The 17,602-nt window shown below is 64.8% G+C and carries 10 protein-coding genes; 1 reads left to right on the forward strand and 9 read right to left on the reverse strand.

What is annotated here, in order from left to right:
- Positions 1 to 114 precede the first annotated feature (114 nt).
- Complete coding sequence (locus tag H0194_RS04890; protein ID WP_185176687.1) at positions 115 to 1,662, reverse strand: acyl-CoA carboxylase subunit beta; 1,548 nt, start codon at positions 1,660 to 1,662, stop codon at positions 115 to 117.
- Entirely contained in the window at positions 1,646 to 6,379 is a 4,734-nt protein-coding gene (gene pks13, locus H0194_RS04895; RefSeq protein WP_185176688.1) for a polyketide synthase Pks13, read from the reverse strand. The genes H0194_RS04890 and pks13 overlap by 17 nt, the downstream gene beginning before the upstream one ends.
- Before the next feature lie 264 nt (positions 6,380 to 6,643).
- Between pks13 and H0194_RS04900 the strand changes: the two genes are divergently transcribed.
- Entirely contained in the window at positions 6,644 to 7,438 is a 795-nt protein-coding gene (locus H0194_RS04900) for a hypothetical protein (protein ID WP_185176689.1), read from the forward strand.
- Between the two features lie 84 nt (positions 7,439 to 7,522).
- Here H0194_RS04900 and H0194_RS04905 read toward each other — a convergent pair whose 3' ends face one another.
- The 7 genes from H0194_RS04905 to H0194_RS04935 form a co-directional block, all read right to left on the reverse strand.
- Positions 7,523 to 9,373, reverse strand: coding sequence for a FadD32-like long-chain-fatty-acid--AMP ligase (locus tag H0194_RS04905; RefSeq protein WP_185176690.1), 1,851 nt, complete (start codon positions 9,371 to 9,373; stop codon positions 7,523 to 7,525).
- A 119-nt stretch (positions 9,374 to 9,492) separates the two neighbouring features.
- A complete protein-coding gene (locus H0194_RS04910) occupies positions 9,493 to 10,461 on the reverse strand; it encodes a cutinase family protein (RefSeq protein ID WP_185176691.1) in 969 nt (322 codons plus the stop codon).
- 66 nt (positions 10,462 to 10,527) lie between these two features.
- Positions 10,528 to 11,049 carry a DUF732 domain-containing protein gene (locus H0194_RS04915; protein WP_185176692.1) on the reverse strand — a complete coding sequence of 174 codons (522 nt, stop codon included), beginning with the start codon at positions 11,047 to 11,049 and terminating at the stop codon, positions 10,528 to 10,530.
- Positions 11,050 to 11,131: 82 nt separating this feature from the next.
- Positions 11,132 to 13,096, reverse strand: coding sequence for an alpha/beta hydrolase-fold protein (locus H0194_RS04920; protein WP_185176693.1), 1,965 nt, complete (start codon positions 13,094 to 13,096; stop codon positions 11,132 to 11,134).
- Between the two features lie 301 nt (positions 13,097 to 13,397).
- The gene (locus H0194_RS04925; protein WP_246389079.1) at positions 13,398 to 14,429 is read right to left on the reverse strand and encodes an alpha/beta hydrolase; all 1,032 of its coding nucleotides are present in this window, start codon (positions 14,427 to 14,429) and stop codon (positions 13,398 to 13,400) included.
- Positions 14,430 to 14,610: 181 nt separating this feature from the next.
- The gene (locus H0194_RS04930) at positions 14,611 to 16,545 is read right to left on the reverse strand and encodes an arabinofuranosyltransferase AftB family protein (RefSeq protein ID WP_185176694.1); all 1,935 of its coding nucleotides are present in this window, start codon (positions 16,543 to 16,545) and stop codon (positions 14,611 to 14,613) included.
- Positions 16,546 to 16,607: 62 nt separating this feature from the next.
- Complete coding sequence (locus H0194_RS04935; RefSeq protein WP_185176695.1) at positions 16,608 to 17,588, reverse strand: decaprenyl-phosphate phosphoribosyltransferase; 981 nt, start codon at positions 17,586 to 17,588, stop codon at positions 16,608 to 16,610.
- Between the last annotated feature and the right edge of the window lie 14 nt (positions 17,589 to 17,602).

Consider the following 17,602-nt stretch of genomic DNA (forward strand, 5'->3'; position numbering starts at 1 on the left):
CGGATGGGGGTAACTTATTGAAAGCCAGCTGGGAACCTAGGAATACAAGAAACCCCGGTCCACCCCCGTGGTGAACCGGGTCTCTGCGCCGAGCACGCGCCCTACTATGGCAGGCTACATCGGCATGATGTTGTGCTTCTTGGGCAGGTCAAACGTCTCTTTTGTCTCCAACTGACGCAGCGCCTGTCGTAGAGCCAGGCGCGACTCCGCAGGGCGAATCATCCCATCGAGGAAGCCGCGCTCCGCCGCGACGTATGGCGAAGTCATGGTCTCATCGTAGAAATCCATGAACATCTTCTTAGTCATCGCGCGCTGCTCCGGGGTCTCCGCAGCGTCCAGCTGCTTGCCCGCCAGCATCACCACAGCCGCCGCCGACCCCATCACCGCGATCTGTGCAGTGGGCCACGCCAGGTTGATGTCGCCGGTAAGGTTCTTAGATCCCATCACCGCGTAGGCACCGCCGTACGCCTTGCGCACGATGAGAGAAACCTTAGGAACAGTTGCTTCCACGACCGCGTACGCCAACTTGGCGCCGCGGTGAATCAGGCCCACCCGCTCCTGCTCCACGCCCGGCAAGTAGCCCGGAGTATCGACAACAAAAATCAGCGGCACGTTGTAAGCGTCGCAAATGCGGATAAAACGCGCGCCCTTATCCGCCGCATCCGCATCGATGCAGCCCGCCGCGTGCATCGGGTTGTTGGCTACGAAGCCCACCGTGCGGCCGTCGATGCGCCCGAAGGCCGTAATCAAGTTGGGCGCGAAGTTCTCCTGGATTTCGATGAGCTCATCGTCGTCGCCCAGCTGGGCCAGAAGGTCCTGCATGTCGTAGCCGGCGTTGGTGTCGTCCGGCATGAAGGAGTCCAACGCGGCGTCGTCAAGCAGTTCCTCATCCGCCGGGGCGTCGAAGGTCGGCGAGGGATCGAAGCAGGTCAACGGCAAGTGATCGATGAGGTCGCGGACCATCTCGAAGGCTTCTTCCTCGTCCTCCACCACGGCGGAGACGTTGCCATTGAGCTCCTGTTGGCGCGCCGAACCCAGCTCCGCGGAGGTGACGTCCTCGCCAGTAACCTCACGGATCACGGCGGGCCCCGTCACGTACATTTCCGCCTCGCCGTCCACAGCGATGACGAAGTCCGTGGTCACTGGAGCGTACACGGCGCCACCGGCGGACTTGCCCATCATCACGGAGATCTGCGGGGAGCGGCCAGACAGCGGCATCTGGCGGCGGGAAATCTCCGAGTACATCGCCAGCGACGTCACGGCGTCTTGGATGCGGGCGCCGCCGGAGTCCTGCAGGCCGATGACTGGGCAGCCAATCTTGATGGCCATGTCCATGATTTCGCAGACCTTCTGGCCGAAGGTCACGCCCACCGAACCGCCGTACACGGTTTTGTCGTGCGCGTAGATGCACACCGGGCGGCCGTTGATGCGGCCGTAGCCGGTGACCACACCGTCCGAGTAAATCGCGTCCGGGTCACCCGGGGTCTTGCCCAGGGCGCCGACCTCGACGAAGGAGCCTTCGTCGAGAAGCGCATTGATGCGCTGGCGCGGCGTAGAACGCCCGGCCTCGTCGCGCTTGGCACGGGAGCGTTCACTGCCCGGGTCCTGCGCCTTGTCCAAGCGCGCGCGAAGGTCGGCGAGCTTCTCAGCCGTGGTTGCCACGAATCTTCTCCTCGATCCAATCGTTCATGTGCTTGCCCACGATGCCGATGGCCGGCTCGTCGGGTACTGCCAGGTGATCGCCCTGCAACTGCACGATTTCTAGGTCTTCCACGATAGCGGACCAGCCACCGTCCGGATCAACGTGCGCGTAGCGCGGCTCCAGCTCGATGGCGCCGTCGTGCATCCGCTCGGAGCGGAACAACAGGACCGGCACCTGGACGTCGGCCCAGCGAGCGAAGTCCAGCTTGCCCAGAATGGCGTTGTCCACGAAGCTGGCGCGCTGGTGTTCCAGCACACCGGCGGACAGGCCATGCTCGGAGGCGTCCGTGGTGGCCAGGTAGGTCTCCAGCATCTTCATGATGGCCTCTTCGCCCGCGGTCTCCAGCAGCTCGTAAGGCACCGGGAAGTCCAGATCATAGGTCTTCTTGGCGAACGCGGAGTAGCGCTCCCAGCGGGCCGTGATCTCCTCCAGGGTGTCTGGCGCGGGGTCCGAGGGCTGGGTGGTGTCCAGCAGCGCGATGAAGGCCACCTCCGTATCCGTACCCAGCAGCTGGTGCGCCACCTCGAAGGCCAGGGCACCGCCGAAGGACCAGCCGCCCAGGACCACCTTGCGGCCGCGCGCGTACGTGGCCACGTCCTTGGCGTATTCCGCGGCGCGCTCCTCGATGGAGCCTTCCATGCGCTCGATGCCGTACACGGCGACGTCATCTGGCAGGCGGCGAGCCAGCGGCTGGTACACCGCCGAGGAACCACCGGCCGGATGGAACATGAAGACCGCGGGGCCCTCGGCCTCGCGAAGGACGCGGACGTTGCCTTCCACCTCGGTCTCCAGGCCGGGGCGCACGAGGTTCGCCATGTCCTCCAGGGCGGCGCAGTCTTGCACCTGCTCCGCAGTGATCTCCAGGTCCACGCGCTCGCTCAGGCGCGCGGCCAGCTCGTCTGCCTGGTTCTGCGTCATAGCAGGCAGCGCGGTGGTGACGCCGCGCATGGCGGAGCCCATGATGGTGGCCCAGGTGCCGAAGACCATGCGTTCCGACGCATCGCGTGGCGCCACGCCCACGCCCTCGCCGGTGGTGGTCGGCGCGGCGGCCGGGGTGTCGTCGGCAGGCTCTGCGTTGTCAGCGCCGTCGCCCTTCACCGCGGCCTCGACCATGACGATGACGTCGGCCAAGGAGGCGTCGCGAAGCGCCTGCACCTGCAACGGAGGAATCTGGAAGTCGTTTTCCACGCGGTTCTTAATGCGCATGCCCATCAGTGAGTCCAAGCCAAGGTCGATGAGCGGTAGCTCGCGCGGCAGGTCGGAGACGTCGTAGCCCATGGACTCGGACACAATGAGCGCGAGGCGCTCCTCCACCGACTCCTTGTTGGGATCCCAACGCACGGACTCCACGCCGTCCTCCTCAGGGACCTCGCCCAAGGCGGGCCCGGATTCCTGCAGCGTGGCGACGCCCGGTGTGGATTCCGCCGCGCCCAGGTTCAGCGTGGAGGCGAAGCCCTCCGCGATGAGCTGGAGCTCAGCCGCGCCCGGCTTCTCCGCGTAGACGGCCACCTGCAGGCCACCCAGGGAGCGGGTGATGACGGTGGTGACGTCGCCCTGCGCGGGCAGCGCCACGTAGTCCTCGGCGGCCACGAGCGAGGCCTCCGGGTTCACAGCCTCCGCTGCCGTCTCCATGATGGCGAGTGCGCTCGGCGCCTGGTCGGCGTTGGTGGAGAACGCAATCTTGCCGTCCGGCAGGTTCACCCGCGCACCCGGCAGGCCGCGCGTGCCCGAGGACGGACGCGCGTTGGTCCAGAAGCGATTGCGTTTGAAAGTGGTCAGCGGCGCAGAGGTACGCTCGCCGGTGCCGAATACGGCGGTGTAATCAATCGGGGCGCCGGCCACGTACATCTTGGCCAACAGGTCGCGGATGGACTCGCCCGCGTCCACCTTGCGCTTGAGTACGTACAGCAGCTGCGCGTCGGACTTGCCCACGGTGAACGCGGTGTTCATCATCCCCATGAGCGCCACCGGGTTCGGGGACACTTCCACGAGCATGGAGTGGCCAGCAGCCAAAGCCTGCTCGGTAGCGTCCTGGGAGTACACCGGCTGGCGCGTCATGGTGAGCCAGTATTGCGGGTCGTGGACCACAGCACCCGGCTGATGCACGACACCACGGTCGACGGAGCTAAACAGCGGGATCTCCAGCGGGCGCGGCTCGACCGCCGCGATCTCCGCGGCGAGCTCGCCGATGAGCGGCTCCACCGCCGAGGTGTGCCCCGCGCCCTTCACGTTGAGGGCGCGGGCAAACTTACCCTCGCCTTCCAGCTTTTCCACCAGGTCCAGCACGGCCTGGCGCGGGCCGCCGACGGTGGTCATGCCCGGCCCGGCGTACACGGCGGGCTCGATGCCGGTGTCCTCGGTGAGCTTGGCGATCTCCTCGGCAGGCAGCTCGACGACGGCCATAGCGCCGGCGGTCTCCTCGGTGAGCTGTGCCTCGCCCTCGCCCATGAGCCGGGCGCGGTGGCAGGCAATCGTCATGGCGTCCTCCGCGGTGATCCCACCGGCGGCGTAGGCCGCGGCGATCTCGCCCATGGACATACCCATCACGGCCGCGGGGCGCGCACCGAAGGATGCGAGCAGATCCGTGATCGCGATCTGGATGGCGGTAATCGCCACCTGCGCAGTCTCGGTGTTGTATGTCTGCTCATCGTCGTTCACGATGTCCAGGATCGACCAGCCGGACTCGAAGTCCACGATCTTGTCCAGTTCCTCCAAGCGCTCCTTGAACGCCGGGGACATGGCGATCATGTCCTTGGCCATCTTGCGGTGTTGCGAACCGAAACCGGAGTACACGAACACCGGGCCCTGCACGGACGGGGAATCTGCCGCGGAGATGCCCACGGACACTGTCCCTTCGGCCACCTTGCGCAGGCGCGCGATGGCTTCCTCGCGGTCCGCGGCCTGCACGACGGCGCGGGTACGCGCATGGTTGCGGCGCGCCAGCGAGCGCGCGAGCCCCAGCATGTCGACGCCGTCACCCGCGGACTCCAGGAAATCTGCCACGTCCGCGGCGGCCGTCCGGCGGCGCGACGGCAGCAGGCCAGAGACCGTCAGGGACACCACGGAGGTATCGACCTGCGGTTGCTTCGCGGGGGCGTCGGAAAGCACATCTTCGGCACGGAAGTCGCTCAACACCACGTGCGCGTTGGTGCCACCGAAACCGAAGCCGGACACGCCCGCGATCTTGCGGCCGGAATACTCCGGCCACTCGCGCGGATCCTCCACGACCTCGAGTTTCTCGGCGTCAAAGTCGATGTAGCGGTTCGGGGCGGAGAAGTTAATGGACGCCGGGATGACGCCGTGGCGCATGGACTCGATGACCTTGATGACGCCCGCGACGCCCGCCGCGGACTCCGAGTGGCCGATGTTCGACTTCACCGAGCCGAGCAGCGTCGGCATCTCGCGGCCAGCGCCAAGCACCTGGCCGAGCGCCGTGGCCTCGATGGGATCGCCCAGGATTGTGCCGGTGCCGTGGGCCTCAACGTAGTCCACGGTGGCCGGGTCCACGCCCGCATCCGCGTAGGCGCGCTCCAACACGTCCACCTGCGCGTCCGGGTTGGGAGCGGTCAGACCGTTGGAGTGGCCGTCCTGGTTAACGGCGGAGCCCTTGATGACGGCGAGAACCTGGTCGTTGGCGTCCACGTCCGCGAGACGCTTGAGGACGAGCACACCCGCGGCGTCGGCACGCACGAAGCCGTCAGCATCGTCGGAGAAGGCGTGAATGACACCGGTCGGGGAAATAACGCCCAGCTCCGCGAAGGAGGTGGTGACCACCGGGGTGGCCTGGATGTTCACGCCGCCGGCGAGGGCGACGTCGGCAGCGCCCTCACGCAGATCGCGCACGGCCTGGTGGATGGCCACCAGCGACGACGAACACGCGGTATCCACGTTGATGGACGGGCCGCGGAAGTCGAGGGCATAAGAAATGCGGTTGGCCACAATCGACGAGGACGTACCCGTCAGCGCGTATGGGTGCATCTCCTCCGAGTCCGTGGCGATGAGCATGCCGTAATCGTTGTTGGTGGAGCCCATGTACACGCCTGTCGACGTCCCGCGCAGCTCATTCGCCGGCAGATGCGCGTCCTCCAACGCCTCCCACGCGAGCTCGAGGAGGATGCGCTGCTGCGGGTCCATATTGGCCGCCTCGAGCGGAGACAGGCCAAAGAACTCGGGATCGAAGGACGCGATGTCCTCGAGGTAGCCGCCGTTAAGGTTGTGCTCGGCCATCTTGGCCTTCATCACCGGGTCGGCGTTGTACTCGCTCCACCGTCCCATGGGTAGCGGGCCGGTCCCGGCGCGGGACTCGGACAGCATCGTCCAGTATTCGTCGACGTTATTGGCGCCAGGGAAACGGCCCGCCATGCCGATGACCGCGATGTCATGGCTCTCAGTCGGTGTGCTGGCCGCGCGGCGGGGTGCGGCCTTGCGGGTGCCCGTCTGCTGCACGCCGTTGACCAGGCGGTCGGCGAGCTGCGCGATGGTGGGGTACTCGTACGCCACGGTGGCGTCGAGTTGCAGCCCGAGAAGGTTTTCTAATTCGCCGGAAAGTACCACAGCGTCCCGCGAGGAGAGGCCATAGGTTTCTAGGGGCTTGGTGTCCAGGATCTCGTCCGCGGCCACGCCGGTGGTCTGGGCCACCCAGTTGCGCAACCAAATGCGGAGTTCGTCTACGGTCATGCCTAACTTTCTTTCCTCTAACGGTTTTGTCCTATTGATCCCATCATTATCGCAAACGATCTGGCGTTTGTGCGACAGCGGGACCCGCGGGGCGGGTCAGACGCCCCGACTTTTGCACGTTCAGCCGAACAATCAGCTTTTCTGGGCCCAAGTGCGAGGTTTCTGGGGCTCAGCTACACTGCGGAGCTAGGAACAACAATCACGGGGGTAATTGTGGTTCACCGACTCATCATCCATGGCAAAACCAGGGACGTAATTCGGGGAATGGTGAAGCGGGGCGAAGCCTTTAAGGTCGTACCGGGGCTTTATTCTGCCGCGGAGCCAACTCCGACCGAGCTCGCTGAAATTCTCCTTGAGCACTGGCCAGACGCGGTGCTCGACGGGGAATCGGCAATCGCGGTCGCCTGTTTCAGCACCCTGCAGTTTCCGGTTCAGCTCGCGTGTCGCCGTGCATTGGCCCCTGGGAGCAACTTCACTACGCGACGAACCCGCCGCATTTACTCACTCGACGCGGGGCATTTTCGCTTCCTGCCCCCTCCCCTCGCTGTAGAAGCCGTGCCTGACGACGACCGCGCCGTAGAGCTACTCGAACGCACCTACGCCGGGCGCGACGGTGAGGCGCTTTTCGAGCGCGACTTCGCTCTGATCGGCCGCTACCCAGCGCGAACGCGGAGGCTCCTCAGCTCGTTCGCGATAGGCACGGACAGCCCCGCAGAAGTCGCGGTGGCGAGGGCGCTACGCACGGAAGGTTATGCGCTGCGCACCAATTATCGAATCGGTGGCTATTTGTGGGACATTGTGATTCCCGAGCACCGCGTAGCCATCGAGATAAATGGCTTTGACTACCACAATCGGCGCGGCACCTACGCCAAGGATCTGTGGAAAAGCAACGGCGCGGTAGTGAGGGGATGGCTGGCTCTAAGTTACACCGGGTCATGCGTGAAACATCACCTGCCCAGAATCCTGGCGGAAGTCGGAGGGACGTGCGGACGAACTGAATATCTCGCGCCGCCGGTCTGGGATTGGCACGTCCACTGCCGCGATTGGCGCATACGCTAAGCCCCGACTTTGACGCGTTTGACACGAAATCGTCGCCAAAAACAGGCAAACGTGTCAAAGTCGGGGCAAGCTGCCAGCGAACTCCTAGGCCTCGTAGTTCTTCTTCGCCACGCGGCGCGCGATTTTGCCGGAGGAAGAGCGTGAGATTTCCATCGGGGCCAGGATCTTGATGTCGCCCGGGGTCACGCCGTGGTGCGCCGTCACCGCCGCGCGGACTGCTTCCACGGCCTCGGCATCACCGGCCGGGTCCGCGTTGTCCGCGCGCTCGATGAGCAGCACCAGTTCCTCGGTGGACTCGTCGCCCACGCTGAACGCCGCCACGGAGTCCGGGCGCACGTGCGCGCTGGTCTCCTGGGCGGTGGCCTCGATGTCCTGCGGGTAGTGGTTACGGCCCGCAATGACGATGAGGTCCTTGAGGCGACCGGTGATGTATGTTTCGCCATCCACGATGACGGCCAGGTCGCCGGTGGCCAGCCAGCGCGCGTCGGCGTCGGCGTGCAGCACGCGGGAGCCCTCCGTCAGGCGCTCGCCCAGCTTGTTCTGGAAGGTGGACTCGTTCTCATCTTCGCGGCCCAGGTAGCCGGAGGCCACGTTGCCGCCGGAGACCCACAGTTCACCGACGCGGCCGTCGGGAAGCTCGTTGCCGGTGGCCGGGTCCACGATGGTCAGCTCCATCGGGCGCACGGACTGGCCGTTGGAGGCGAAGGACACGTATGGCGCGTCACCTTCGGCGATCTTGGCCTCGCCTGCTGCCAGGGCCTCGCGGTCGAAGTGCGCGAAGACCGGGCGGTTCGGGGTCTGGGAGGTGAGCACCAGCAGGGAGGCCTCGGCCAGGCCGTAGGACGGACGCAGCGCGTTGCGCTCCAGGCCGTACTCCTTGAAGGCCTCGTAGAACTCGTTGACCGCTTGCTCGCGCACCGGCTCGGAGCCGATGACGAGACCCTTAATGGCGGACAGGTCCAGGTCGCCTGCCTGCGCTTTGCCGTAGCGCACGGCCAGCTCAAGGGCGAAGTTCGGGACCGCGGCGTAGACGTTCGGCACGGTGTCGTCCTGCGCGCTGAGGAAGGGGCGGGCGTCGATCTGATTGAGCCAGCGGGCTGGCTGCTGGATGAAGTCGCGTGGGCTCATGAGCTCGAGTTCCAAGCCCATGATGCTGGCGAACGCCGCGAGGATGATGCCCATGTCGTGATGCAGCGGCAGCCAGGACACGATGCGCAGCGGCATGGCCAGCTGCAGCGCCACAAAGATCTGCAGCACGTTGATGAGGATCGCGCGGTGGGTCAGTGCCACGCCGGCGGGGTTGCGGGTGGAGCCGGAGGTGAACTGCAGGAAGGCGGGCAGGTCCAGCGGTGCGCCGAGGGCGGCGACGTCTACGCCGGGCAGTTCCATCGGGTTGACCCAGGACTCGGCGAGGGAGTCTGGGAGGGCGTCCACGGTGAGCACGCGCGGGCGCTCGGCGGCGGGTTTGGAAGCAAACAGCTTGCGCACTGCGCCTGCCGACGCCGTGTTTGTCAGCACCAGCTTCGGCTCGGCCACGGCGAACACGGCGGCGAGGTGGCCGGAGTGGCCGGGCTCGTTGGGGTCGTAGAGCGGGATGGGCACCATGCCGGCGTACATCGCGCCCATGAAGGCCTGGATGTACTCCGGGGAGTTGCTGGCGAGGATGGCCACGCGGTCGCCCGGCGCGCCAACCTGCTGGAGGCGGGCGGCCACGGCCTTGGTGCGGATATGCACCTCCTTGCGGGTGAGGTCTTTTGCTTCGCCTTCGCGGGAGTTGCTGTAGTCCCAGTAGCGGAGGCACACGCGGTCTGTGGTGCCTTCTTGGGCCTCGGCCAGGTACATCATTTCGGCGAGTCCGGGGAGGGTGAGCTTGGGATCCAAGATGATCTCACCCTTGTCGTTAAAGAAACGCCCCATGAGTGCGTGCAAATCCATGTGTCCTCCACGGTATGACATTCGGCCCACGTAGTTTTGGGCCCCAAACTATCTATCGGCTGACAGGTTACTTTACACGCTACGCCAGTAGAGTCAAAGATTTGCCCCACGAAACAAAACTACATTTCTGCGATCTTCTTCTTTGCCCAGCCCACCAGCCACTTGTCCGTGGTGGTGCCGTCGATGACATTCTTGTTTTTGGCATACCGCGCGTGCACCCCATTGGCCTCCACCAGATCCATGGCCCGCGGCAGGGCGTTGGCGATGTCCTGCGGGGCATCGCAGATGGAGTCATTGGGCGCGCAGATTTGGTAAGTGCGGTCCGCGAGCTCGCCGAAGTCGTTCTTGCGCGGGCCCCGCATGGAGGCGCCGGGGACGATGGGCTGCACGAGCTTCTCGACGGGTGCGAGGGCAATCTCCGCGCCAATTCCGTCCAGGTCAGTTCCTGGGTTGATGCCGACGCCGTTTTCGCGGCGGCCGTCAGCGACGAGGGCGACGCCGGCGACGGCGTCGGCAGGCACCGGCCCGTTCCCCGCACCGATGCGGTCAGCGACGTCGCCGACGATGACCGCCCCCTGCGAGAAGCCGGTGAGCACGAACTTGGTTTCCGGGCACTGCTCGTGCATGTCCTTGAGCTCGGCCTTGAGGGTGGCGGTACCCTCGTCGCGAGACTCGTCGTAGCTCATCTCACCCTGGGAATTGATGTTCTTAAATTCCGCAGTGTACGGCAGCGTCCACACCTTCACGTCTTCGCGCGTGTACTCCCGCTGCAGGGGCTTCGTCACCTTGAGCATGAAGGAGTATTTGTTGGCGGTGGGGTTGATGGGGTCGTCGCCCTTCTTGGATTCCCACGTGCCGGGCGCCGCGATGACTTCCGCGCGCGGGCACCACGACGGCTGGGACGGGGCTCTCTGCTCCCCCTTCCCCTTGTCGCCCTTTCCGGCACCCCCGCGTGAGGAGTCGTCCTTGGAGAAGGGGTTGAGCGGCGCGGAGTCGTTGGCCGTGCGCGAGTTGAAGTACTGGCTGGCGCCCAAGCCGAGCACCACAACCAGAATCACAACTGCCACAACGGTAAAAACTTTTCTCATGGATCTATTTCTACCCCACGAGTCTGCGGATTCTATGGAAGCGCGCCCAGAGCTGGCGCCCGGAATCTAGGAACAGTAGGCGTCGTCCGCGGCGTCGGACAGCAATTTATGCACGGCCTTAAAGTCCTTGTCCGTGCGCTCCTGCTCCACCAACTGCCCCGCCACCGCCTTGAGCATAGCCTCGGAGAAGTCGCTGTCACCGTCCTTGCACGTGGCCGCGCCGGCGCCGATGACCTGATTTTCCACGCCCTCTACCTTGATGCCCTCATTGCGCAGTGCGTCCAGGAACGCCGTGTCTTTCTCGGTAAATTCGCCTTGCGCGGGAGGAACGTCGTCCACCTCACGCGCGCCCTTATCCTCACCCTCGGAGGCGGGCTCACCCGCGCTTTCCGACGCCCCCTCGCTCGCCGTCTCCTCCCCCTCCGGGGCTGCCGAGGAACCGCCGTCGCGCTCGAGTGGGGCGACGGTCTCTTCGCCGGTGATGTCGGCGTTGTCCACGGTGGAGCCGCCGCACGCAGTCAACAGCGCAGCGCTCAATCCGGCCACTGCCGCGACCGCCCAGCTCCGTGCCTTGTTGTGTTTCTGCATGCGACGAACCCTTTCCGTGTCTCCGCGTCCCCGAGTCTCCGAGTCTCCGAGTCTCAGCCTAGTAGCAGCCTAGCGTAGGCGACTAGTTCTTCTTGGCCACGATCTTGCCATTAACCTCGGAGATGGTGCCGCCCTGGAACTTGGCCACCATGCCGCCGGAAGGAATGGTGGTCATGTCGGACGTCGGGAAGCCGAAGTCCCCGCGCTCCCAGCCGGTCTTGCCCCAGGCGTCGAAGATGCCGCCCTTGTACACCACGTGCGCGCCGGTCTTCGGGGACCAGTAGATGTAGCCGCGGGTGAACTCCTGGAAGGCGCCGCCCTTGATCTTCTTCTCGCCGCCCCTCGGGAAGCCCAGCGGGGAGGTGGCGTTGCCCATCTCCTTGTACTTGGCCGCGATGGCGCCGTGGACGATGTGCACCTTCTTGTCCTCGGCGCGGACTAGGAAGCCGTTCTGGAATTCCTGGACCAGGCCCTTGCCCACCTTCTGCACCGGACCGGCCGGGTACTTCAGGTCGCCAGTCTCCCAGCCGTTCTTGCCCCAGACGTCGCGCATGTCGGCCGGGATAGCCCAGGCGCCGGTTTTCGCGGTCCAGTAGATGGAGCCGTGCTCGAAGTGAACGAAGCGGCCCTTGCCGTCCGGCGTCTTGCCCTCGCCAGTCTTAGGGAAGCCCAACCATGAGGTCGGTCCGCCGATCTCGTTGTAGCGCGCGTTGATGGCGCCGTACAGGGCCTTCGCGCCGGTCTCCTGCGACCAATAAGCGGTGCCGGAGCGGAAGTCTTGGCGCTTGCCGTCGCCGACCTCGTAGGCGTTGTTCAGGCAGGAACCGATAACACCGGACTTGGTCACGGCACCGATGGCGCCGACGGCCTGGCAGTCCGCGCCGGTGTCTTCCTTGGACAGGCCCAGCGCCTTGGCCATGTACGGCCAGGCCTGGGTCATCTCGAACTGCCAGTACTCCCAGGAGTGCACGCCGGACGGGCGGAACTTCACAATCGGGTCAATTCCGGCCTTCTTGGCGTGGCCAATGAAGGTGTCGGTGGACATGCGTGAGAGCACCTCGAGGCCCACGCCGGCCATGTTGGCCGGGCCCTTGGCCACGGAATCCTTCTGACCGTAGTCATCCTTGCCGGAGCCGGCGGAGACGTAGACGTCCATGTCCTTGAGCGCACCGGCGCCCAGCTTCGGATCGTGGTCGATCCAATCCTGGGAGCCGTAGCGGCCCCACATGTTGGTGGCGGTGTAGCCACCGGCGTCGAGCTGCGCGGCGGCGATAGCCTCCGGCATGCCCTGGGAGGTGGTGTCCAGGTAGCCGGAGAACGAGCCGACGAACTCAAACAGGTGTGGGTTACGCTCGGCCAGGTTCATCGCGGCGGTACCGCCCATGGAGATACCCACGACGGCGCGCTTGCCATTGGAACGGTAGGCGTTCTGCATGATGGGGACCAGCTCCTTGGTGAGGAAGGTCTCCCACTTGTAGTGCTTGCCATTGTCCGGCTTCTGCCAGTCGGAGTAGAACGAGGACTCGCCGCCGACGGGCATGACTACGTTGACGTTTTTATCGGCGTACTGCTCGATGATGTTGGTCTCAATGGTCCAACCGGACTCGTCGTCACGTGCGCGCAGGCCGTCAAGTGCCCACACCTCCGGGAACTTCTTCTCCGGCTGGGAGTACCAGTCACGCGCCAGGAGGACCTGGACCTTCTGCAGCTTGCCCGGCATCGCGGCGGACTTGATGTAGACCATCAGGTGGCGCGGGCTCAGGTACTCCACGCGGTCCACGGATACGCCCTTGGGCAGGCCGTCCACCACAGGGCGCTGGGTATCAATCGGGGTGCGCTTCGGCGGATCGGAGGGGGCAAAGGAATCCGATAGTCCGGAATTGGAGCTCAAACCTGACAGGGCGCTGCTCTGCGCGCTGGCTACCGGCGTGGCGACGGGCGCCAATGCCAGGCCCACTGCCAGCGCTGCGGGTAGTGCGAGCGCCGTGCGCGGGGCACGTGGGGAACGCGGGGAGCTCTGTCGGGTCAGGGTCACTTTTTTGCGCATGTTTCGTATTGTCCTCGGAAGTCAGCAAAGCCCAAGTAGACCTCAGGCTTTAGAGAGCGGGATTGACAAAGAAGCAGCGGACCCGGACGCCGCTCCGAAGGTTCCCCGCCTCCGGAACGCCTCCGCACAGTCCACTTCTCGTGAAAAGTAGGGGCACTTTCGTGGTCTTCAGTTTAAGTTGAACTTGAGACTTTACCGCGGGCAACACACCCCTTTTCACAATTTCCCCAACCTCCCCACAGATTGAAAAACAAAAAGAATCCCGAACAGTTCTCGGGATTCTAAATGGTGAAGAAAATAACTACCAAGCGTTCATCTCATTGAGCACGCGGGACTTAGTGCGGGCGAGTTCGGAGCCGAACTGGGTCCAGTTGTGCAGGCCGGTGGCTGGGTAGTGAACGGTGGGGTTCACCCCCATGGAGCGGGCCTTAGCTTCCCACATGCGGGTGGAGGCCATGGAAATGAACTCGAGTGCGGAACCGGATGCTTTCATCTCGGCCGAGTATTTGGCGTCCTGCGGACCAGGCATGCCGGACGCAGCAGAGACGTAGACGTCGGTGTTGCGCAGACCGCCGATGACGTTGTACGGGTCATTATCAAAGCGACGCGGGCTCACAATGGAGCCGTACATTGCGTTGAGGTTGAATCCGCCGGAGTCCAGCAGAGCCAAGCGCATCAGGGTGTGCGCACCCGGAATGGAGGTGTTCAGGTAGCCGGAGTAGGACAGAGCCTGACGGAACTGACGCGGGTGCTTGCCGGCCAGCGTGATCGCGGCGGTTCCGCCCATGGACAGACCAGCAATCGAGTTGTTGGTCGGGGACACACCGAACTGACGCTGCAGGTAGCCCGGAAGCTCCTTGGTCAGGAAGGTCTCCCACTTGTAGGTCACCGGGTTGTTGTAGTCGTAGGTGGCCGGGCCTTCCCAGTCAGCGTAGAAGGAACCAGCGCCGCCAACCGGCATCACCAGGGTGATGTTGGAGTTCTTGTACAGGCGGGCAGCGTTCACGTCGTTCACCCACGCGTTGGTGCGGTCAGTGGCGCGGAGGCCATCCAGGAGGTAGAAGCCGGCGTTGCCGCCGCGCTTTGCAGGCTGGATCTGCACTGGGATGGTGCGGCCCATGGACTTGGACCACACATCGCAGCGCTGTACCCAGTAGCGTGTCTTGTCCCAGGTGCAGCGGCCATTGGCGTCGCGGCGCAAGTAATCACGGTTCGCGGCGGAAGCTTCACCAGAGCCCATCGCCATCATCATGGACAGTGCCACGGCCAGCACGGTCAGGACCGTCACCATGCGGCGGGTCAGGCCACCCAGCATTCCTGTCTTTACTGTCATTTTCTTCCTCGTCCTCTATGTTTTCTCTTCAGCGTGGGAACAGCTTCGGATAGATATATCGGTGGAAGCCTAAAGTTTGATAACGAATAGGCAACATTCAACGAAGAAATCCTATCGCATGGGGACCGAAAAGTCCCGCACGGCACCGTAAATCAAGGTCACACGGGTATTGATGGTTCCCCTATGGGCTCACATAGATGCGAGGATTTTTATCCAGTTCGAGCGTGCGCCCCGTCGACAGGGCGAAGCCGAGGTTTTCCACGAAACGCTCCGCGGTCAGTGGTTCGCGGTAGCTAGCGAACAGCTGCTGGAAGTCCGGGGTGTCCAGCGCCTCGCGGGCAACCTCAACCTCGTCCTTGTCCAACCAGCCAGGCAGCTCTTCGATGTCCGTAGCAGTGTCAGCAACCTGCCACACGTAAGGCAACGCCTTGTCGTGGCCGATGCGAGCGTCCTCCAAGCGGGGCTGGCGCGCGGCAATGGGCGTCGCCAAGCCGATGGGGTCCAGCACGCGCACGTTCAGCGGGGCGTTCATTGAGGACATACCTAGGTTAATGAAGTACACCGTGCCCGGGTATTCGGTGGCGTCAGCGCGGTCCGCGGCGCGGGGCTTGGTGCTCCAGAGCATCTCCCCGGTCTCGGAGCTGGTGTAGCGGAAGGCCCAGGCATCGCCGGCCGCAAGCTTGTCCATCGCTTCCGGGAAACCGTTGAGGTTGCGGTTGACGCGGAAATCCTCGGCCGTCAGCGGGGCGTCGCCTTGCTCTCGTTTGGAGGAATAGGTCCAGAACTCCCGCTCGTCCACGATGTTGATGGGCTCGCCGGAGGCGAACAGCTCCCAGTCGCGGTCATTGCCGCGGTAGGCGACCACGCCCGCCCACACCACGATCACGGTGATCGCCACGGCGTCGATGGCGTGGCGTACCGGAATGACCGCCACCGGCAACAGCAGCGCGAACAGCGGCAGCAACAGCATGCGGCCGTGCATGAAGTCACCGCCCACACGGATGACGTAAATGAGGTGCAGGAACCCGCACAGCAGCATCGCGGACACCGCGGTGGTGCGGCTGCGCGCCGCGGCTTCCTGCATGCTGGTGGCCGCCGGGGTAAACACGCGCTGACCGCCGACGATGAGCGCCACGATGAGCGGGAGCCACAGGGCGTACGGGCTCACCAGGTCGCCCAGGTAATTGAAACCCTCAGACCACGCCGCGCCGGACGCGGACTTAGCCACCGCCGTGTGCGGGGTGAGCAGGCCGTAGTAGCCCATGCGGAAGATCTGGTACGCCAGGGGCAGCGGCAGGGCGACGCCGAGAATCTTCGCCACGCCCCAGGGGGTGCGGTGGGCGACCAGCAGCACGAGGCCTACTACCCCGCCATAGAGCGCGAACTCAGGGCGCACGAGCCAGGACACGCCGCACCAGAAGGCCAACCATAGGGCCGCGGAGTCCACGGCCCGCGGCGCGGTGCGGATGGGGGCGGGGCCGGGCTCCGCCGCTTCTGGTTCTTGCTTACCTTCGCGCGCCTCGGTTGCTTCCTCGCTGGTGTTGGCCGCGGTATCGTCCACACCTGCCGTGGCGGCGCTGGCGGCGGCCGGACGAATGGCCCAGTGGATAAGCAGGGCCCAGAGCACCGCCAGGTAGAAGATGGCCAAGCCCCACTCGAGGCCGGAGGTGAAGAAGTCTCGCGCCGGCGGCAGCGCGAGGTAGATGAGTAGGCCGAAGGGCACCGTAACAATCGGGCTAAACGACCGATACAACCGCGCGGTGGCCAGCGCGGCGATGACTGTCGCGGCCACGGAGAAGATAATGGCCAGCCACATCGCGATGTGTTCCAGCTTGCCACCCATGGTGCCGGCCTCCACCGCGGCGGGGTCTGCGCCGCCGGTTAGCTGCGCCACGCAGAAGATGAGGTACTGCCACAACGTAGACGTGTTGGTCTCCACGCGCTCCCCAGCGTTGAATACCGGGCCGTTGCCCGCCATGAGATTGCGGACGGTACGCAGCACGATGAGGCCATCATCGGACATCCAACGGCGCGTCCACGCGCCCCAGAACGTAAGTACGCCGATCACCACCGCCCCGAGGAGGGCGGCCCTTTTGGTGCGATCGGCGCTGTGCATAAGTGAGAAGTTTATAGGACAGCACGCTACAGAGCGAAGCAGGAAGCCTCGCCCGAGCGGCGTTAGAGCATAGGAATAATGTAGACCGCCATCGCGATGCACGCCATCCACGCTAGTGCCAGCAGCTGCAGGGTGCGGTCCTGCAGGGCGATCTCGTCGGGGGCGCCGCCGTCGCCGCGGTCCACGTCCGCAGCGTAGCGCAGGATGGCGATGGTGAACGGCACCATGGACACCTGGTACCAGACGCTGGCCGCGCCTTCGACGGTGCGGGAGAGCTCAAAGCCCCACAGGGCGTAGCTCATGACCACCGCGGTGGCCGCGAGCGTCCACACGAAGCGCAGGTAGGTGGGCGTGTAGCCCTCCAAGGACTTGCGGATCTTCGCGCCGGTGCGCTCCGCCAGGAGAATCTCCGAGTAGCGCTTACCAGACGCCATGAACAGCGAGCCAAAGGCCGCCACCAATAGGAACCACTGTGACAACACGATGCCCGCGGCCACGCCGCCGGCCATGGTGCGCAGCATGAAACCTGAGGACACCAGGGCGATATCGATCACCGGCATGTGCTTCCAGCCGAAGCAATAGCCCAGCTGCAGCGTGATGTACACGGCCATGACGATAGCCAACGACGTCCCCGAGGTAGCAAAGAAGGACAGGCCGATGGAGCCCGCGATGAGAACCACCGCCATGACATAGGCCAAGGATTCCGGCAGCACACCCGCCGCGATCGGGCGGAAGCGCTTCGTTGGGTGCTGGCGGTCCGCTTCCACGTCGCGGGCGTCGTTGATGAGGTACACCGCCGACGCCGCCATGCAGAAGGTGACAAACGCCAAAGCGACGTCGAGAAGCACCCGCTGGTGGAACAGCGCCTCCGCGCCCGCGGCCGCCGGGGCAGCGAGCACCAGGACATTCTTCACCCACTGCTTCGGCCGCAGGGCCTTAATCATGCCGTCGGCAAGGTTCTTCGGCGGCTTGCGCTTGCGGGTGTTGTCGATGCCCTCGGTGTGGGGTTCGGAGTGCCACACGCTCTGGTTGTAATCAGACATGGTTGGGGGACCTT

The organism is Corynebacterium incognita, from assembly GCF_014217255.1.
GTDB classification, from domain to species: domain Bacteria; phylum Actinomycetota; class Actinomycetes; order Mycobacteriales; family Mycobacteriaceae; genus Corynebacterium; species Corynebacterium incognitum.